The following is a 20,050-nucleotide window of genomic DNA, read 5'->3' on the forward strand; positions in this document are numbered from 1 at the left end:
TATAGATCAGCATCACGATTCAAATATCGTTACAATTGACTACGTGACAGTAAATGATTAATTGCCTATATATCAGTTATTTAATTATAATTGAGAACTCGTCATGAAACTGCATTCATTAACTGTTGCTTTAGTTACCGCTTTATCTTTAAGCTCTATCTCTTCTGTTGCCAATGCTTGTACCCGTGTTTTATGGCAAACCCAAGACCAAGGCACATTCGTTGCTCGTACAATGGATTGGTCTGAATCAACCCAGCCAACATTAGTCAACTTCCCCCAAGGTAGTGAATACTCAACCCATTTAAGCCAGCTTAATAATATTAAGGCTAAATATGCCGTTACTGGTATTACCGCCTATGGCATTGTTGTTGATGGTATTAACTCACAAGGATTAGGCGGCAACGTGCTTTATGATGCAGGAATGGATCTAGGAAAAGCCGATCCACAGCAAAAAGCAGGCGCGATAACTTACTTACGCCATCTACTGTCACAATACAAAAACGTCAATGAATTGGTTGCTGCGATTAAAGATAACGCCCCAATTGAAGAATTGATCGCAGGTATTCCTGTGCGGATTGCACTACATATCTCATTTCAAGACTCAAGTGGCGACAGTGCGATTGTTGAATGGCGTGATGGCAAACCACAAATTTGGCATGGTAAACAATATACAGTGCTGACGAATCAACCGGGATATGATCAACATCTTGCTAATGTGAACCGTTCACAACGTGGCTGGGGAGAGCAAGATCAACAATGGAGCCAAACGAACCTCGGTACTGGTGGTAACGCTAACCCTGAAGATCGCTTTATCCATACGACCTATTTCTCTAAGCATCTAAAAGAACCTAGCAGCGTGACTAATGGTATTTTGAAACTAGACTCAACCATGTTCCGCATTCCACATGATGCACCGAACCGTCCAATTAATGGCAAAATGGCTGGTTATGCAACAGAATACTCAGTCAATACCCATTTACAGTCAGGTGAAACATTCGTTCGCTACCAATGGGGGGATACTTATACCCAATTTAACTATGACGTTAAAGCGATTCAACAATCACAAAAACTGATCAAATTTAATATCGTTAATAATGACCTAGCCGGTGATATTACTCAAAAAATCATCACTACAGGTAAATAATTTACCCATAACAAGCATAAAAAAAGCGCCTATCCATTACTGAAATAGGCGCTTTTTAGCAACAATTAACGACTAATTAGTCACCAATCTTTGCCCAAGTATCACGTAAACCAACAGTACGGTTAAATACTAAATGGTCAGCACTTGAATCTTTGTTATCAGCACAGAAATAACCCATACGCTCAAACTGGTATGCTTTTTCCGCTTCTGCTGCAGCCAATGCTGGCTCAACAAAACCATTCAATATTGTTAATGATTCAGGGTTAATCACTGATACGAAATCTTCTGCAGCACCAGGATTTGGAACTGTGAATAGACGATCGTATAGACGAATTTCTGCTGGAATACCTGCTTGTGCAGATACCCAGTGAATAACGCCTTTTACTTTACGACCATCTGCTGGGTTTTTACCTAGCGTATCTTTATCGTAAGTACAGTAAATAGTCGTGATATTACCCGCAGCATCTTTTTCAATACGCTCAGCTTGAATCACATAAGCACCACGTAAACGTACTTCTTTACCTAATACTAAACGCTTATACTTCTTGTTCGCTTCTTCGCGGAAGTCTTCACGTTCGATGTAAAGTTCACGACTAAATGGCACTTCACGTGTGCCCATTTCTGGCTTATTCGGGTGATTAGCAACCGTTAGAATTTCAGTCTCGCCGTCAAAGTTTTCAATCACAACTTTAACTGGATCTAAAACAGCCATTGCACGTGGTGCATTTTCGTTTAGATCATCACGAATACAAGATTCTAGAGAGCTAATTTCAATGGTGTTATCTTGTTTAGTTACACCAATACGCTTACAGAATTCACGCATAGAGCCAGGTGTAAAGCCACGACGACGTAAACCAGAAATTGTTGGCATACGTGGATCATCCCAACCGTTAACTAATTTATCAGTTACAAGTTGGTTTAGCTTACGCTTAGACATCACGGTATATTCAAGATTCAGACGACTGAATTCATACTGATGTGGTATGCAATCAATAGTAATATTTTCAAGAACCCAATCGTATAAACGACGGTTATCCATGAATTCAAGCGTACAGATAGAGTGCGTAATACCTTCTAGCGCATCAGAAATACAATGCGTAAAGTCGTACATTGGGTAAATGCACCACTTATCACCTGTTTGGTGGTGATGTGCAAAACGAACACGGTAAATAACCGGATCACGCATAACCATAAATGGTGATGCCATGTCGATTTTTGCACGCAGACACATTTTGCCTTCTTCAACTTCGCCATTCTTCATTTGTTCAAACAAGGCTAAGTTTTCTTCTACGCTACGATCACGGTAAGGGCTATGTTTACCCGCTTGCGTTAACGTACCGCGATATTCGCGCATTTGCTCAGGACTTAGCTCATCAACATACGCTAAGCCTTTATTAATTAATTCAATGGCAAACCCGTGAAGCTGATCAAAGTAGTTTGATGAATAACAAATCTCACCGCTCCACTCAAAGCCTAACCAGTTAACATCATTTTTAATAGACTCAACGTATTCGATGTCTTCTTTCTCAGGGTTGGTGTCATCGAAACGTAAGTTACATTGACCCTGATAGTCCTGAGCAATACCGAAGTTCAAACAAATAGATTTCGCATGGCCGATATGCAGGTAACCATTTGGCTCTGGCGGGAATCGGGTATGTATGCTTGTATGTTTGCCACTTGCTAAATCCGCATCAATAATTTGGCGAATAAAGTTAGTTGGACGAGCTTCAGATTCACTCATCTATTACACCTCGTGTACTTACAGGATTGAGAATTATGTACAGTTCATCAATATGAACTATGACTGCACACTATACCTTAATGCCGCTATGCAAAAAATCAAAAACACTGTTATAGCAGACAATAGTTGTAGATTTAATAAATAACGCGCAATAAAAAGCCGACGATAGTTATCCTATCGTCGGCAATTAGAGAGATCACTGGGTGATCTGGCTTACATCAGCATCAGTTGGTTACAGTGATGTAACACGACTGAAACGTTTGCCATCGCCACTTACTGCACGGATCTCAACTTTACCAGTCACACTTGGCTGTGCTTTCGCATCATAAGTGTTCCATGTTTTACCTGCGTCAGTAGAGTACTGTAGAGCAAGACCTGGCATGCTTACGTTCATCGCAAGTTTACCATTTTCAATCTTAGCACCAGGTACAGGTACACGGTATTGAATGCCAGCAGCATCTAGTTTAGCCAACTCACGTTGACCTAATACGTTAGCAAAACGCTGCCACTCGTCATGTAATGCTTTCTTGTTTACAAGATTTGAATCTTGAGAATATTCAACACCAACTTGGTATTCATTTTCCCAATCACCCTTGTGCCATGCACGCTCAGCAGCAGCTAGAACGCGCGGGAATACCATGTATTCATACTGCTCGTCATTACCTACTGTCTCACTCCAAAGCTGAGCAGATAGACCGTGGAAACCTTTCGACTTCACAGTACCTTTACTTGCAAAACCATTACCATCACGATCTAGTGATGTTTCAGCATTTTGCGGTAAGTTCTCTGGTGCAAAACCAAACATCTTACGCGTATCTGTTGCACGTGTTGCCCAGTAGTAGCCACGCTCTGATGGGTCTACTTCGTATGGCATATCCATGTAAACATAATCAGGGTTAGATACGATCACATCGTAGCCTTTATCAGCCCACTCATAAGCTGACGCACCGCCGCCCCAGTACAGAACGTCCCAGAAGTTTACACGTACGTTATCAGTCTCAAACGCTTTTGAGTCTTTTGAATACTTCAAGCCATCTTGCCATGCTTGGAAGTTCTCAATACCTTTACCATTAACCACTTCACTTACACGCTCAGCAAAGTAACTTGGTAGACGGTCATAATCACTTACGACACCTTCAGCAATCAATTTTTGACACATTGGTGACTTCTGGTATGGCTTATCTTGCTTAGATTGATCAATAGACCCCGTCCAAGCTGTTTGATCTGCTGCGTTAATATCTTGGAAACCAGCATTTAGCTTGATATTTTTCGCTTCATCACCACCGAAGTGCCATGTATTTAGCGGCATACCCGCTTCTTTATGCATTGCTTGAATTTCAGTAATTACTTTATCAACAAACTTTGCAGAAGAATCCATACATGGGTTAATGAAACTACGCTTATCGTAGAACTGTACTGTAGTAACGTTTGAGGTATCGTTTGGATCCATCAAGCGGTACTCGTTCGCTTCATCCATCTTACCTTCAGCAGCTAAACGCTTGTAACGCGCTTCCATTGCTACTACTGCAGCACGTGCGTGCGCTGGCATATCGATTTCAGGAATAACTTCAATACCACGTGCTTTAGCGTATTTTAGAATATCTAAGTAATCTTGCTTGCTGTAGTAACCAGAACCATCGTTATCAGATGTAGGACCTGAACCCAGTTGTGGTAATAGACATGAAGTCTCAGATAAATCGTGACAACGCTTACCACCAATGTCGGTTAGCTCTGGTAAACCAGGGATCTCAACACGCCAGCCTTCATCATCTGATAGGTGGAAGTGGAATTTGTTCATCTTGTACGCTGCCATTTGGTCTAACGTACGTAGAATCACTTCTTTTGAGTGGAAGTTACGACCCACATCAACCATTACACCACGGTAATCAAAACGTGGCGCATCCGTTACTTCTAGCGTAGGAATGCTATTTTTAGCACCAGTGCTCATTAAAGAGATTAGTGATTGCATACCATAGAATGCACCTTGGTCATCAAAACCAATAACCGTTGTGCCTGTTGGAGTTACATCTAGCTTGTAAGCGCCAGCAATTTGTTGATCTTTAGCAAACGAACCAGGTAGAAGGCTTACTTTTACAGGGTATTGACCCTTAGTATTAACACCTAATACGTCAAGACGCTCATTCACTGCTGCCATCATATCGGCTGGTAGAGTGAAATTGCTGATTTTAATACCGTTTGCTAGTGAAACAGTGTTACCTGTTAGCTTAGTGCTTAGCGGTGTCGGAACAATCGTTGCTGCCACTTCTTCTGTAGCTAACACATTAATGTCTTGGTTCTTCTCAAAACGTGTTTCAGCAGTTGCAAGCACATTATTATCGGCTTTAACACGTTTAAATTGATCGCCCTTAAGCGGTACTAGGTAATCTGAAGGATTAACTGAATCAGTACTCTTAATCGTTTGTGGCGCGGCATCACCCGACGTCACGTATGCGCGTGGCATATAATCGTTTTCGAAAAGCGTCCAGTATTCACCGATGTAAGGAATAACAACCTTCTCGCCTTCAGCAAAGCCATCAAACTTTTCAGTTGGCTCTAGCGTATGAAGGTCACCAGTTACGTGTGTAACTTTGAATTGGTCGTTTTGAACTTCAAGAATTTGGCGAATGCTGCTGAAATAAATTTTCCAGTCTTTACCTGTAACTGCTGGGCCATTATTTTCCAGCGTCAAATTAATTAGATCACAAGATGCCCACTCTGCGCCTAGCGTCTTACACTGTAGGCCTTCTTCTGCACCGTGTTGAGTAACAATTTCATAAGTAACATCAAGGTTATTAGCTAATTTTTTAACAACCTTCTCATCATCATTTCCTTGTGTTGCACAACCAGTTACTGCTAGTGCAATGAAAGATGCTAACGCCGTAAGTTTAATAGTCATGAAATATTCCTTTCTCCCGATATCCCTTTAAATGAAGGGAAAATCTATATAGAGCCCAAAAGTTGGGTACTCAAAATGCCGGTCTTGATATCTTACAACTAAAATATCAGGACCGGTCTAATTAAAAGTGTTGCGGTATTTCGTGTGTCGCTTAATTACTTAAGAATTTAGGTAATTATGGAAGCTTTACTGCTGATAGGTCTTCTGACGCTGGGATTTTTTTCATCTCACCAGCAACGATTTCAGCTAGAGGGCCTAGGATAACTTGTAAGTTATTTGAACCTAATTTAACCACTCCCATTGCACCTAGTGCTTTTAATGTCTTCTCATCTGCAAGGCTACTGTCTTTTAGAGTTAGACGTAGACGAGTGATACAAGCATCAATGTTTTCTAGGTTACCGTGACCACCAAGCGCTTTTAAGTATTGCTTAGCTAATTCACCCGTTTCAGCTGAACCACGTACTGATGAAGTCTCTTCTTCGTCATCTTCACGGCCTGGAGTCTTAAGGTTGAACTTAAGAATAACAGTGCGGAAGATAAAGTAGTATAGACCGAAGAACACAACACCTTGAAGAACAAGCATGTACCATTGAACAGCTAATGGGTTACGTGTTGATAAGAATAAGTCAACTAAACCTGCTGAGAAACCGAAACCAGCAATCCAGTGCATTGAAGCCGCGATGTATACAGAGATACCCGTTAATGCTGCGTGGATAACGTATAGTGGCGGAGCAAGGAACATGAATGCAAATTCTAGAGGCTCAGTAACACCTGTGAAGAATGATGCAAAACCAGCAGCTAGAAGAAGTGAAGCAACACGCTCTTTGTTCTTCGCTTTAGCTGTGTGGTACATAGCAAGTGCTGCACCTGGTAGACCGAACATCATGATTGGGAAGAAACCAGCCTGGTACATACCAGTAACACCAGGTGTACCTTTACCGCTCAAGAAGTTAGGAATATCGTTAATGCCTGCAACATCAAACCAGAATACTGAGTTCAGTGCGTGGTGAAGACCAACAGGAATCAATAGACGGTTAAAGAATGCGTAGATACCAGCACCGGCAGCGCCTAGACCTTGAATACTTTCACCGAAATGTACTAGACCGTTGTAAATTGACGGCCAAACATACATCAGTACGCCTGCGATAATAATACCAGCAACAGAAGTCAAAATTGGAATCAAACGCTTACCACTGAAGAATGCTAACGCTTTGTGCAATTCTACGTGAGAGAAACGATTGTAAATTTCTGCTGATACGATACCTACAAGGATACCTACGAATTGGTTATTGATTTTTGAAAACGCGGCAGGAACAGCGCTTGCGTCAATACCTTGGATTTGTGCTACTGCACCAGGTGCAAGTAACGTTGTAACAACTAGGAAGCCTACGAAACCAGAAAGTGCTGCTGCACCATCTTTATCTTTAGACATACCGTAAGCAACACCAATCGCAAACAACACAGACATGTTGTCGATAATTGCTGAGCCAGCTTTGATTAAGAATGCCGCTAACGCAGAGTTTGCACCCCAGCCAGTCGGGTCAATCCAGTAACCAATACCCATTAAAATTGCCGCTGCAGGAAGTACTGCAACTGGCACCATTAGTGCTTTACCTACTTTTTGAAAATATCCAAGAATATTCACCCTTAGTTCCCCCTATGGTTTTCTTAGATGCGATAGTGATAGCTTTTTTTTGCCATCTCTTTTTTGTCCTTTGCAGTTTATGAATTTTATTTCGCTCCGCAAATTAAAACATCATCATTTGTGATCTCAATCACCGACCGAGGTCAGAACTGAGTGATTTTGCTAGCTCGATCATAAAACTTATTTTATCATTCGAAACAAAGGCGCTATGCCGCTCAGATTTTTCCTGTTTTAACTATCTTCAAAGAGGTGTCAACGTGAGACTAATCCCGCTTAATAACGCTAAAGATGTTGGTCTATGGTCTGCTCGCTACATTGCAGATCGCATTAACAAGTTTCAACCAACAGCTGAACGTCCATTTGTGCTAGGTCTACCTACCGGTGGTACACCACTTGCTACATACCAGCGTCTGATTGAACTATACCAAGCTGGTGAAGTAAGTTTTAAAAACGTAGTGACATTCAACATGGACGAGTATGTTGGCATGGCTGCTGATCATCCAGAGTCATACCGTAACTTCATGTATAACAACTTCTTCAATCATGTTGATATACAAGAAGAAAACATCAACCTTCTTGATGGCAATACCGCTGACCACCAAGCTGAATGTCAACGTTACGAAGACAAAATCAAAACCTATGGCCGCATTAATTTGTTCATGGGTGGCGTGGGTAACGATGGCCATATCGCATTCAACGAGCCTGCATCATCATTGGCTTCTCGCACGCGTATCAAGACTCTTACCCATGAAACACGTATTGCGAACTCTCGTTTCTTTGAAGGCGATATCAACCAAGTACCTAAGTACTCATTAACGATTGGTGTTGGTACGCTATTAGATTCTGAAGAAGTAATGATTCTGATCACTGGCCACAACAAGGCACAAGCACTACAAGCTGCTGTTGAAGGTTGTGTTAACCACCTATGGACAGTTTCTGCACTTCAGCTTCACCCTAAATCAATGATCGTTTGTGATGAACCATCAACCCAAGAACTTAAAGTGAAAACAGTTAAGTACTTCCAAGAGCTAGAAGCAGAGAACATTACACACATCTAATCCATATAAGGATAATTCATGTACGCGCTAATAAACTGTCGAGTATTCACAGGTAGCGATGTGCTGAATAACCACGCCGTCATTATTGATGGCGTGAATATTCACGCAATAATCCCTGAAAGCGACGTAAAAAAAGATATCGAAACAATTGATTTACAAGGTGCAAACCTAACCCCTGGCTTTATTGACTTACAACTCAATGGCTGTGGTGGCGTGATGTTTAATAATGAAATAACGCCAGCAACAATCGATACCATGCACCGCACCAACCTCAAATCTGGCTGTACCAGTTTCCTGCCAACGCTCATCACTTCTGCTGATGAAGACATGAAACAAGCCATTCAAGCCCAACGCACTTACCAACAACAATACCAACATCAATCACTTGGCATTCACTTCGAAGGTCCTTATATCAATGTATTGAAAAAAGGTATTCACCGCCCTGACTTCATTCGCCCAGCGACTAACGAAATGATTAATATCTTGTGTGAAAACGCAGATGTTATAACTAAAGTTACCTTAGCGCCGGAAATGAATAGCGTTGAGCATATTAAACAATTGGTAGATGCTGGCATTGTTGTATCAGCAGGACACAGCGATGCGACCTATGCACAAGCACGCCAAGGGTTTGATGCAGGAATAACCTTCACAACACACTTATTCAATGCCATGACGTCTATTGAAAACCGTCAGCCAGGCCTTGTGGGTGCAATTTATGATAGCAATGAAATATATACGGGTGTTATTGCTGACGGTCACCATGTTGACTATGCCAATATTCGTATGGCGCATAAAATGAAGCAAAGCCACCTTGTTTTAGTGAGCGATGCCACAGCTCCGGCAGGTGCTAACATCGATAGCTTCCTTTTTACTGGGAAAAAAGTATATTACCGAGATGGTAAGTGTGTTGACGAAAATGGCACACTTGGTGGCTCGGCACTGACAATGATTGAAGCGGTACAAAATAGTGTCGAACACATAGGCATCGCCTTAGACGAAGCGATTCGCATGGCTACCCTTTATCCTGCTCGCGCCATTGGTGTCGATAAGAAATTGGGGGCTATTAAAAATGGTATGGTCGCGAACCTGGCTATTTTTGATCGTGACTTTGACGTTAAGGCGACAATCGTTAACGGTAAATACGAGCAGAACTAAACTATGACAGGCGGACAAATTGGTAACGTTGATCTGGTCAAGCAGCTAAATAGTGCTGCAGTATACCGACTCATCGACTTGCAAGGCCCTATATCTCGCATACAGGTTGCTGATATTAGCCACCTAGCCCCAGCAAGTGTCACTAAAATTACCCGCCAATTATTGGAGCGCGGCCTCATAAAAGAAGTCGCGCAACAAGCATCAACGGGTGGAAGAAGAGCAATATCTCTAACGACAGAATCAGTCGATTTTCATTCTATCGCAGTACGCATTGGCCGCAATTATATTGAAATAACCCTTTATGACCTCAGTGGTAAACATATTACCGGTGCGGCTTATCCATTTTTATATTCTGATCAATATGTATTAGCTGAAGGTCTTATCAAATATATTCAAGAATTTATTGATAATAACCAGAATGTAATGAAAGAACTGGTGGCATTTGGCATTATTCTTCCGGGGCTTGTTAACCCAGAAAATGGCACCGTTACTTACATGCCAAACATTAAAGTGCATGATTTTGAGCTTGCTCATATTATTCAAGACACTTTTGGCATCATTACTTTTGTCGGCAACGACATTCGAGGTCTGGCACTTGCTGAGCATTTCTTTGGTGCTAGCCGTGACTGTAAGGACTCAATTCTAGTCAGTATGCACAATGGTACTGGTGCTGGTATTATTGTTAATGGACAGGTATTCCTTGGCCAAAACCGCAATGTCGGTGAGATTGGTCATATCCAAATAGATCCACTCGGTGATAAGTGCCAATGTGGTAATTTTGGTTGCTTAGAAACCGTTGCATCTGATCCAGCAGTGATTGAACATGTACAACAACTGCTTAATCAAGGTTATCCAAGTAGCTTACAAGCACTTGAAGAACTAACAATGCTTGCTATCTGTGACGCTGCCAATGAGGGTGATGAACTTGCAACTCAAGTGTTACTCAAAGTGGGCCATCACCTTGGTAAAGCATTAGCGATGACAATTAATTTATTCAATCCTCAAAAGATCATTTTGGCAGGTAATATCACTCAAGCTCAAGCAATTGTCTTACCTGCTATACGTCGTTGTGTTGAAAACCAATCTTTAGCCGCTTTTAATAATGGGTTACCCATTGTCGCATCAGAGCTGTATAACCAACCAACCATCGGTGCATTTTCAATGATCAAGCGGGCAATGCTTAATGGTGTGTTACTGCAACGATTACTTGAAGATTGAGCATTAACCACACTTGAATTAGCCATAAACGCTAATAAAATCACCATAAATTAAAGGGGGGGATTAATCACAACTGATTAATCCCCCTAATGTTATTATTGTCATAATTATTTTTCCCACACTATCTTGCAAGGATGTAGTCCAAGGTATGGAGTTACTGTATATTAGCGCGGCATTTCTAGCCGGTTTCATCGCCCTTCGTTGTAAATTACCACCTCTGGTTGGATTTTTAGTTGCTGGTTTCGTATTAAATAGTTTTGGCTTTCATTCTACGCCAGCGTTAGCAACTTTAGCTGATCTTGGGGTGACATTATTATTATTCACCATTGGTTTAAAACTCGATATAAAAACGCTGCTTAATAAAGAAGTATGGGGTGGTGCAACCTTACATAATTTATTATCAACAGCGATATTTACCCTATTTCTAGTTGTGCTTAAACAACTAGGATTAACCATGTTTGCTGAAATGGCATTCAATCAACTAGTACTAATTGGTTTTGCCTTATCGTTTTCTAGTACTGTTTTTGCTATCAAACTACTGCAAGAAAAAGGCGAGTTAAACGCTAAGTACGGCACTGTGGCGATAGGTATTCTGGTTATGCAGGATATCTTCGCAGTACTGTTTCTCACCATATCCAGTGGTAAAGTTCCGGATATTACTGCACTGGGTTTATTTGCCCTGCCCTTGCTACGCCCACTTTTATATAAAATTCTTGATAAAGCAGGTCACGGTGAAATATTAGTACTATATGCAGTTATGCTAGCACTTGTCGCAGGGGCTGGCTTATTTGAAATAGTCGGCATGAAACCTGATTTAGGTGCATTGCTATTAGGTATGCTGATGGCTGGCCACCCAAAAGCTTCAGAAATGGCTAAGTCACTGTTTAACTTTAAAGAATTACTATTAGTGTGTTTCTTTTTAAACATTGGTCTCGCAGAATCACCGACTTTAAATGGCATGCTGATGGCACTAGTATTAATGCTGCTATTACCCCTTAAAGGTATTCTTTATTACGCTGTTTTCCATTTATGTCGCTATCGTGTGCGTACTTCGATGCTAGCTACCTTAACATTATTTAACTACAGCGAATTTGGGCTAATTGTTGGTGGCGTTGCTTATAAAATGGGATTGCTGCCAGGCACCTTTCTCGTCGCGATGGCGATAGCTGTATCATTATCATTTTTACTTGCAGCCCCACTCAATAGTATGAGCCATAAGCTCTACACAGAAGCAGCAAAACGCTTAAAAGAGTTCGACCCAGATCGGCTTAACAGTAACGATAAACTGATTGATTTTGGCCATGCCAGCATTCTTATTTTAGGTATGGGTCGTATTGGTTCAGGTGCCTATGACGAGCTAGAAAACCGTTATGGCAAACAAATTATTGGGGTTGAAACTCGCTGTGAGTCAGTTGAACTTCATCGCCATCAGCACCGTAATGTGATTCACGGCGATGCAACTGATCCAGATTTTTGGGAACGCGTTATCAATAACCATCATATTGAGCTTATTTTATTAGCAATGCCGAATGGGCCCGCCAATATCTATGCCCTAGATCAACTCAAAAACCGTCAATTCCAGGGAAAAATCGCAGCAATCGCTAAATACAGTGATGATGAAACCCAATTACATCAACAAGGTATTGATGCTGCCTTCAATATTTATAATGAAGCTGGTAGCGGCTTTGCACGAGACGTGTGTGATCACTTACAACCTCAAATAACCCCTCTCAAAACAGATTAAATTACACTTCAAAAGTTAGATATTTCGCAGTGAAAAATAAACAGTAGCACCACTACTGTTTATTTTTTTAATTAAAAAACTGTTACAAAATAAATATTATTCACTAAAACGCACTTTAAATAGATAATATTCACCAAGTAGGCTTTATTTAAATTGAATTAAAATAAATGATTGCAATTAGTTAGTGAATACGTAATTTTAACAAACAGCAGCGAAATAGAAGTGGCAGCAACATCAATTATCATAATGATAACTTATCTGCTACATGATACATTTCCATTAATTATGGATAATAAAAAGATAACATTGGAGCGGTATTATTATGTGTTCAGTATTCGGTATCCTTGACATCAAGAGTGACTCTTCAGCACTTCGTGCAACAGCGCTTGAATTATCAAAAAAAATGCGTCATCGCGGCCCAGATTGGTCTGGTATTTATGCTTCAGATAATGCAATCTTAGTGCATGAACGTTTAGCGATTGTTGATCTTAATAGTGGTGAACAACCACTATATAACGCAGATAAAAGTCATGTATTGGCTGTAAATGGTGAGATCTACAATCACAAGGAACTACGCGCTGAATTTGCACCAAACTACCCTTTCCAAACTGAATCTGATTGCGAAATTATTTTAGCGCTTTACAAAGAAAAGGGCCCAGAGCTACTCGACTACCTTAACGGTATCTTTGCTTTTATTCTCTATGATGAGCAAGAAGATGCTTACCTTATTGGTCGTGATCACATTGGTATCATTCCGCTATATCAAGGTTATGATGAACACGGTAACTTTTATGTTGCTTCTGAAATGAAGGCATTGGTACCTGTCTGTAAAACTATCAGTGAATTTCCTCCCGGTACTTATCTTTGGAGCAAAAAAGGTGAGCCTGTTCGTTATTACAAACGAGATTGGATGGAGTTCGATGCCGTTAGCCAAGCAAAAACCGATAAAGTAGCATTAACCGAAGCACTTGAAAGTGCGGTTAAACGCCAATTAATGACAGATGTGCCTTATGGGGTATTACTTTCTGGTGGTCTTGATTCATCTGTCATCTCAGCGATCACTAAGAAGTTTGCTGCAAAACGTATTGAAGATGATGAACAATCACAAGCATGGTGGCCGACACTGCACTCATTCGCAATTGGCCTTGAAGATGCTCCCGATCTAAAAGCAGCTAAAATTGTTGCAGATGCTATTGGTACTGTTCACCATGAATTAACCTATACCGTCCAAGAAGGTTTAGACGCTATTCGTGATGTGATTTACCACATCGAAACCTATGATGTGACCACGATTCGCGCTTCAACACCAATGTACTTAATGTCACGTAAGATTCGTGCAATGGGCATTAAAATGGTGTTATCAGGAGAAGGTGCTGATGAAATTTTTGGCGGTTATTTATACTTCCACAAAGCACCTAACGCCAAAGAATTTCATGAAGAAACAGTACGCAAACTACTAGCACTTAACATGTTTGATTGCGCGCGTGCTAACAAGTCCATGGCAGCATGGGGCATAGAAGCGCGAGTACCCTTCTTAGATAAAGAATTCTTAGATGTAGCAATGCGTATTAACCCTGAAGATAAAATGTGTGGCAACGGTAAAATGGAAAAACACATTATTCGTGAATGTTTTGAGCATTACCTTCCAGAAGCCGTTGCTTGGCGTCAAAAAGAGCAATTCTCTGATGGTGTTGGCTATAGCTGGATTGATAGCTTAAAAGAAGTCGCTGAAGCAAAAGTGACTGATCAGCAGTTAGCAACGGCTGCATTCCGTTTCCCATACAATACACCAACGACAAAAGAAGGTTATGTGTACCGTGAGATTTTTGAGGAACTATTCCCACTAGAAAGTGCCGCGAAATGTGTACCGGGTGGTCCATCTATTGCTTGCTCTAGTGCTAAAGCAATTGAGTGGGATGAGAGTTTTAAAAATGCAGCCGATCCATCAGGCCGTGCTATTGCAGCCGTTCACAACCAAGCTTACACAAAATAGATAAATTGAATTATAAAAAAACCGCCACTAACAATGGCGGTTTTTTTTATGGTTAACAACAGTCTGTCATTAACGCTCCCAGTAAGCTTCTTCTAAACTATCTTCGCGCTCAGGTAGACCACGAGAAAGACGAGGTGAATATTGAGCTAATACTTCATAACTTACACGGTTTGAATACAAACAAACCTGTGAGAATGATGAGTAAGTTAGGAAAGAATATTGATGCTTACTTGAATTTGGCACGTTTTCTTTATGGTAACGGTTAGCCGACATATCATGCAGTAACGCTGATAATGCACCATCACCTGCACCGTTAGTATTTTTAATACGCTCAGGGCCACCCATGTAAGGTGCAATGTGCGAATAAACCTTGGTTGGATTTTCACACGTTGCTTTTAGCATTGGACGACTAAATTCGTAGCGGTTAAATTCAGCAATATCACCCGGAAGTAATGGTAACGCAGTTTCACGTTTCGCTGAATCTTCAGTGTAGCCAGCAGTATATAAACCAACAGGGCCAGCGGTACATAATACAAGATCAACCCATTCTAGGGTTTTGTCTGCTGCAACTAATGGATCAGACTCACCGGTTAATGCTTCACCTTCGTCTTCATTCATTGCCACCACAGTCACATGATCGCGTAAGAAATCACGCCACCATTGTGGATCATCTTGAATCACGAATTTAGTACCCAGTGTTAAAACAACTGGCACATCATATTTTTTAGCATACTCGATCGCCTTCATTGTTGCCGCAGGCATAGGATCGCCAGGCTTACAACGAACAAGATAAGCAGTTAACACTAATGCTGATGCATTTTCAAACACGCATTCAGGAATACTATCAGGCTTAAGTTGGTTCATGTTACCTTCATTAATTGCGAAGGTACGCTCACCATCTTTAGAAATCAGCGCAAAACAACGGCCAATTGGACCATTTACCGGCTGTAGATAGTTCATATCCATGCGGCTTGAAGTATTGCAAAGGTAACGATAAGCATAGCTACCGATTTCAATATCTTTACTCATCACACCCAATAATACAGATTTATCATCTGCCAATACTGAGTAGTTATGTAAAGTATTACCAATAGTGCCGCCGGCAAACTCATGAGTAACAAGATTATTTTCTTTTAGCTCATGGTAAAGTGCTTCTGCTTTTTCATCAGTAATAACCAATGAATGGCCTTTACTTAGCTCATAACGTTCCAGGAATTCATCATCAACGTAGGCTTCAATATCAACCAACGTTTGATCGATACCCACAACATGAGTACGTGTTAAACGCTTCTCTATCTTAGTTTGACTTAGAAGTGGATCGCGAGCATGTACGGGAAAATAATGCTTAGATTTTCGTTGGCCTGGAAATTTCATGTCAATGGGCTATCAAGTTGTAAATTTTGCGAATTCTATCACAGAATTTGGTACATAAAAGCAAAAGCTATCATGGGTTTTACGAATAATAGCCACAAATAATAACGCAAACGTTATCGTGAGGGAATAATTACTCCTTCAACACCACCATTACCATCCTTGTGTATGTTGTTTAATCAAGCTCTCCATCATCATAATATGAGCAGGGCTATCATTTAAGCATGGGATCAAATTAAACTCTTTGCCACCAGCTTCAATAAATACCTCTTTACACTGCTCTGCAATTTCTTCTAATGTCTCAAGACAGTCAACTGAAAAAGCGGGACACATCACATCCAATCGCTTAATACCTTTTTCTGCAAGTGATTTGATTGTTGCTTCAGTATAAGGCTTCAACCATTCTTCACGACCAAAAATAGATTGGTAACTCATGCTCATTTTTTCACGTGGCATATCAAGAGATTTTGCTAATAATACTGTGGTTTGATGACAATGTTCTGGATACGGATCACCATTATCAGCATAACGTTGAGGAATACCGTGGTACGAGCATAATAAATAATCCGGCTTACCTTTTTCAGCCCATAACGTCTCAACAGATTGAGCTAATGCCGAAATATAATCAGGGTGATCATAATAATGATTAATAAAACGTAATTCTGGCAATTCTGGAATAGTTTTTAAATCTTTAGCGATACGATCAAAAACAGCAGCCGTCGTTGTAGCTGAATATTGCGGGTATAAAGGTAAAACGATAACTTGCTTACATCCTTGCTGTTTAAGTTCATTTAATCCCGATTCAATACTTGGTGAGCCATACGTCATACCTAATGCGACTGGAACTTGCAATGCTTGCTGTAGTACTGCTTGTTGACGACGCGAATAGACCATTAATGGTGAGCCATCATCCATCCATACCGATTGATAAAGTTTGGCCACTTTAGGTGAACGAATAGGTAAAATCACTCCATTCAAAATAGGACACCATAACCAGCGCGTCATATCAACCACGCGTTTATCACTTAAAAATTCCTTTAAGAATCGTTTTACACCAGCTGTTGTTGGAGTATCAGGTGTACCTAGGTTAACCAGTAATACCCCATAATTGTTATTCATTGTCATCGGTATTTGCCCTTTTTATCTGCATTCGCTGCTGATCATTATATTATTTCCAGCCATACGAGAATACATTTTCGTAACTAAAAACACTCAATATAACAACGCTATTTATACGGTTCCAATATTAAAGCCAAAAAAAACGAGCATTACCAATCGGTAAGCCCGTTCATTTACATCGTCATTAGCTATGATGAATAATTAGCTAATTAACAACGTTATTTATGCTAATGCTTTTTCAAGTTGAGCACTTACTTCAGCAACAGGTAAAGTACCGTCAAACTTAAGGTACTTAGTGTTGCCAGCAGCAGCTTCTTTACCGTAATACTCGATAAGAGGTGCAGTTTGGTTATGGTATACCGTTAGACGTGCACGAACTGTTTCTTCTTTGTCATCTTCACGAATAACAAGATCTTCACCCGTTACGTCATCTTTACCTTCAACCTTTGGTGGATTGTAAACCGCGTGGTAAGTACGACCAGAAGCAAGGTGAGCACGACGACCCGCCATACGCTCAACAATCACATCATCAGCAACATCAAATTCAATAACGTAGTCAACAACAACGCCATTTTCTTTAAGACCATCAGCTTGAGGAATTGTACGAGGGAAACCGTCAAGTAGGAAACCTTTTGCACAATCTTCTGCAGTGATACGCTCTTTAACAAGACCAAGGATGATATCGTCAGATACAAGTTGACCTGCATCGATCACTGATTTTGCTTGCTTACCTAGTTCAGTGCCTGCTTTGATTGCAGCACGTAACATGTCACCAGTAGAAATTTGAGGAATACCAAATTTTTCCATGATGAATTGAGCTTGAGTACCTTTACCTGCACCTGGAGCGCCCAGAAGGATAATGCGCATTGTGTTCCCCTTTAAAATAGAGTGGAAATTTGCAAAAAATTGAAAATACACTGATTAGCGCTCAGTCGCAAGCTTGGCACTATGACCAAGCCGCGATTGAATGATTTATCAGAATAGTCTGTGATTTTGATTGGTTAATTGGTTATTTAACCAACAATTTGTTTACGGCAGCTAAGAACTGTGAAGGATCATCCATCGTGCCACGTTCAGCTAGCATCGCTTCACCAAACAGTAGTTCAACCCAACGACCGAAGATTTCTTCATCAGCTTCATCAGCCATTTGCTTAACAAGGCTGTGCTCTGGATTTAACTCAAAGATATATTGGACTTCTGGCGCTTCATGGCCTGCTGCTGCAAGCAATTTAGCCATTTGAGTCCCCATCTCGTTCTCGTCGGTTACCATTACCGCAGGGGTATCATGCAACTTAAACGTTGGACGTACTTCTTTAACACGCTCACCAAGATATGCTTTAGTGCGCTCAGTCACTGATGTGAATTCTTTTTCTGTTTCTTTCTGCTTTTCTTTTTCTTCTGCATTATCAAATGAAGATAGATCAAGATCTGCTTTAGTGATCGCTTGGAATTTCTTACCTTCAAACTCAGGCAAGTGCCCCATTAGGTATTCATCAATACGATCATACATCAAAATAACTTCTAACCCTTTTGCACGGAATTGCTCAAGGTGCGGACTGTGTTTAGCCGCATTAAAGTTATCAGCAGTTAGATAATAAATTTTATCCTGACCATCTTTCATACGGCCAACATAATCAGCTAAAGATACAGTTTGTTCTAATGAATCATTTTCTGTTGAAGAGAAACGCAATAATGCTGCAATTTTGTCACGGTTACTAAAGTCTTCAGCCAAGCCTTCTTTTAATACCTGACCAAACTCTTTCCAGAATGATTGATATTGCTCTGGCTCATTTTTAGCCATACGCTCAAGCATTTGTAATACGCGTTTAGTACATGCTTTACGTAGTGCTTGAGTCACTTTGTTATCTTGTAAAATTTCACGTGAAACATTCAGTGGTAAATCATTAGAATCAATTAAGCCACGAACAAAACGTAAGTATGTTGGCATGAACTGTTGTGCGTCATCCATAACGAAGACACGTTGTACATACAATTTAAGTCCATGCTGACCATCGCGGTTATTTAAATCCCATGGCGCTTTAGATGGAATGTATAACAAGCTCGTGTAATCTTGCTTACCTTCAACACGGTTATGGCTCCATGTTAATGGCTCAGCATAGTCATGGGCAACATGGTTATAAAATTCTTTATACTCTTCGTCGCTAATATCTGACTTATTACGCGTCCATAGCGCTTGAGCTTTGTTGATTTGATCCCATTTAGTACCAGTAACCGCGCCTTCTTCATCTTTTTCTTCTGTTTGAATGAAGACAGGAATACCGATGTGATCAGAATACTTACCAACAATTTCACGTAAACGATGCGCATCTAAGAACTCTTGCTCATCAGCACGCAGATGTAAAATAATATCAGTACCACGATTTTCTTTAGTGATGGTCTCAATGCTGTAATCGCCCTCACCTGCTGATGTCCAGCACACACCTTCATCTGCTGCAACATCAGCGCTACGTGTATTCACCGTTACACTATCAGCTACAATAAATGCCGAATAAAAACCAACACCAAACTGACCAATCAGCTGCGAGTCTTTCGTTTCATCTTCATTTAGCTGTGCAAAGAATTCTTTAGTGCCTGATTTAGCAATCGTACCTAAATGTTCAATTGCTTGTTCACGTGTCATACCAATACCATTATCGCTAATGGTTAAAGTACCTGCTTGTGGGTTAATAGACAGCTTTACACATAAATCTGCATCGTTACCGTATAAATCGGTTTTTGATAATGCTTTAAAGCGTAATTTATCAGCAGCATCTGATGCGTTAGAAATCAATTCACGTAAAAAAATCTCTTTATTAGAGTAAAGAGAATGAATCATTAAATGCAGTAGTTGTTTTACTTCTGATTGGAAACCGCGTGTTTCCTTTTGATTATCAACTGTTTGCTCGCTCATTTCGACTCCAAAAAAATTTATGGGTAGTATCTAAAGATAAATATGGTCAAACTGT

The 20,050-nt window shown here is 40.6% G+C and carries 13 protein-coding genes; 6 read left to right on the forward strand and 7 right to left on the reverse strand.

What is annotated here, in order from left to right; translation table 11 throughout:
* The first annotated feature begins 103 nt into the window (after nucleotides 1–103).
* Nucleotides 104–1,144 (forward strand): linear amide C-N hydrolase, encoded by a 1,041-nt coding sequence (locus PPBDW_RS11100; protein WP_036795514.1) that lies wholly within the window; start codon nucleotides 104–106, stop codon nucleotides 1,142–1,144.
* Between the two features lie 76 nt (nucleotides 1,145–1,220).
* Here the strand turns inward: PPBDW_RS11100 and glnS are convergent, their stop codons facing one another.
* The 3 genes from glnS to nagE form a co-directional block, all read right to left on the reverse strand.
* Nucleotides 1,221–2,885, reverse strand: a complete 1,665-nt coding sequence (gene glnS / locus PPBDW_RS11105) for a glutamine--tRNA ligase (protein ID WP_036795515.1) — start codon at nucleotides 2,883–2,885, stop codon at nucleotides 1,221–1,223.
* Nucleotides 2,886–3,117: 232 nt separating this feature from the next.
* Entirely contained in the window at nucleotides 3,118–5,781 is a 2,664-nt protein-coding gene (locus tag PPBDW_RS11110) for a beta-N-acetylhexosaminidase (RefSeq protein ID WP_036795517.1), read from the reverse strand.
* A 175-nt stretch (nucleotides 5,782–5,956) separates the two neighbouring features.
* The gene (gene nagE, locus PPBDW_RS11115) at nucleotides 5,957–7,426 is read right to left on the reverse strand and encodes an N-acetylglucosamine-specific PTS transporter subunit IIBC (protein ID WP_036795519.1); all 1,470 of its coding nucleotides are present in this window, start codon (nucleotides 7,424–7,426) and stop codon (nucleotides 5,957–5,959) included.
* Nucleotides 7,427–7,683: 257 nt separating this feature from the next.
* Between nagE and nagB the strand changes: the two genes are divergently transcribed.
* The 5 genes from nagB (at nucleotide 7,684) to asnB (ending at nucleotide 14,594) form a co-directional block, all read left to right on the forward strand.
* Entirely contained in the window at nucleotides 7,684–8,484 is an 801-nt protein-coding gene (nagB, locus tag PPBDW_RS11120; RefSeq protein ID WP_036795521.1) for a glucosamine-6-phosphate deaminase, read from the forward strand.
* Between the two features lie 18 nt (nucleotides 8,485–8,502).
* Complete coding sequence (gene nagA / locus PPBDW_RS11125) at nucleotides 8,503–9,639, forward strand: N-acetylglucosamine-6-phosphate deacetylase (RefSeq protein WP_036795522.1); 1,137 nt, start codon at nucleotides 8,503–8,505, stop codon at nucleotides 9,637–9,639.
* Nucleotides 9,640–9,642: 3 nt separating this feature from the next.
* Complete coding sequence (nagC, locus tag PPBDW_RS11130; protein WP_036795523.1) at nucleotides 9,643–10,857, forward strand: DNA-binding transcriptional regulator NagC; 1,215 nt, start codon at nucleotides 9,643–9,645, stop codon at nucleotides 10,855–10,857.
* Nucleotides 10,858–11,005: 148 nt separating this feature from the next.
* Nucleotides 11,006–12,601, forward strand: coding sequence for a cation:proton antiporter family protein (locus tag PPBDW_RS11135; RefSeq protein WP_036795524.1), 1,596 nt, complete (start codon nucleotides 11,006–11,008; stop codon nucleotides 12,599–12,601).
* 322 nt (nucleotides 12,602–12,923) lie between these two features.
* Nucleotides 12,924–14,594, forward strand: a complete 1,671-nt coding sequence (asnB, locus tag PPBDW_RS11140) for an asparagine synthase B (RefSeq protein ID WP_036795525.1) — start codon at nucleotides 12,924–12,926, stop codon at nucleotides 14,592–14,594.
* A gap of 69 nt (nucleotides 14,595–14,663) precedes the next feature.
* On the opposite strand, the gene PPBDW_RS11145 is transcribed toward asnB, so the two are convergent.
* The 4 genes from PPBDW_RS11145 to htpG form a co-directional block, all read right to left on the reverse strand.
* The gene (locus PPBDW_RS11145) at nucleotides 14,664–15,968 is read right to left on the reverse strand and encodes an inosine/guanosine kinase (RefSeq protein WP_036795526.1); all 1,305 of its coding nucleotides are present in this window, start codon (nucleotides 15,966–15,968) and stop codon (nucleotides 14,664–14,666) included.
* A 150-nt stretch (nucleotides 15,969–16,118) separates the two neighbouring features.
* Nucleotides 16,119–17,090, reverse strand: a complete 972-nt coding sequence (hemH, locus tag PPBDW_RS11150) for a ferrochelatase (protein WP_036795527.1) — start codon at nucleotides 17,088–17,090, stop codon at nucleotides 16,119–16,121.
* Nucleotides 17,091–17,306: 216 nt separating this feature from the next.
* Nucleotides 17,307–17,951: an adenylate kinase gene (adk, locus tag PPBDW_RS11155; protein WP_036795529.1), complete on the reverse strand. Its 645-nt coding sequence runs from the start codon at nucleotides 17,949–17,951 to the stop codon at nucleotides 17,307–17,309.
* Nucleotides 17,952–18,093: 142 nt separating this feature from the next.
* Entirely contained in the window at nucleotides 18,094–19,995 is a 1,902-nt protein-coding gene (gene htpG, locus PPBDW_RS11160; protein ID WP_036795530.1) for a molecular chaperone HtpG, read from the reverse strand.
* Between the last annotated feature and the right edge of the window lie 55 nt (nucleotides 19,996–20,050).

The sequence above is a fragment of the Photobacterium kishitanii genome, assembly GCF_000613045.3.
In the GTDB taxonomy this organism is placed as follows: domain Bacteria; phylum Pseudomonadota; class Gammaproteobacteria; order Enterobacterales; family Vibrionaceae; genus Photobacterium; species Photobacterium kishitanii.

Coding starts and splice junctions, on each gene's coding strand:
- PPBDW_RS11100 (WP_036795514.1), top strand. CDS start 104: ATGAAACTGCATTCATTAACTGTTGCTTTAGTTACCGCTTTATCTTTA.
- glnS (WP_036795515.1), bottom strand. CDS start 2,885: ATGAGTGAATCTGAAGCTCGTCCAACTAACTTTATTCGCCAAATTATT.
- PPBDW_RS11110 (WP_036795517.1), bottom strand. CDS start 5,781: ATGACTATTAAACTTACGGCGTTAGCATCTTTCATTGCACTAGCAGTA.
- nagA (WP_036795522.1), top strand. CDS start 8,503: ATGTACGCGCTAATAAACTGTCGAGTATTCACAGGTAGCGATGTGCTG.
- nagC (WP_036795523.1), top strand. CDS start 9,643: ATGACAGGCGGACAAATTGGTAACGTTGATCTGGTCAAGCAGCTAAAT.
- PPBDW_RS11135 (WP_036795524.1), top strand. CDS start 11,006: ATGGAGTTACTGTATATTAGCGCGGCATTTCTAGCCGGTTTCATCGCC.
- asnB (WP_036795525.1), top strand. CDS start 12,924: ATGTGTTCAGTATTCGGTATCCTTGACATCAAGAGTGACTCTTCAGCA.
- PPBDW_RS11145 (WP_036795526.1), bottom strand. CDS start 15,968: ATGAAATTTCCAGGCCAACGAAAATCTAAGCATTATTTTCCCGTACAT.
- hemH (WP_036795527.1), bottom strand. CDS start 17,090: ATGACAATGAATAACAATTATGGGGTATTACTGGTTAACCTAGGTACA.
- adk (WP_036795529.1), bottom strand. CDS start 17,951: ATGCGCATTATCCTTCTGGGCGCTCCAGGTGCAGGTAAAGGTACTCAA.
- htpG (WP_036795530.1), bottom strand. CDS start 19,995: ATGAGCGAGCAAACAGTTGATAATCAAAAGGAAACACGCGGTTTCCAA.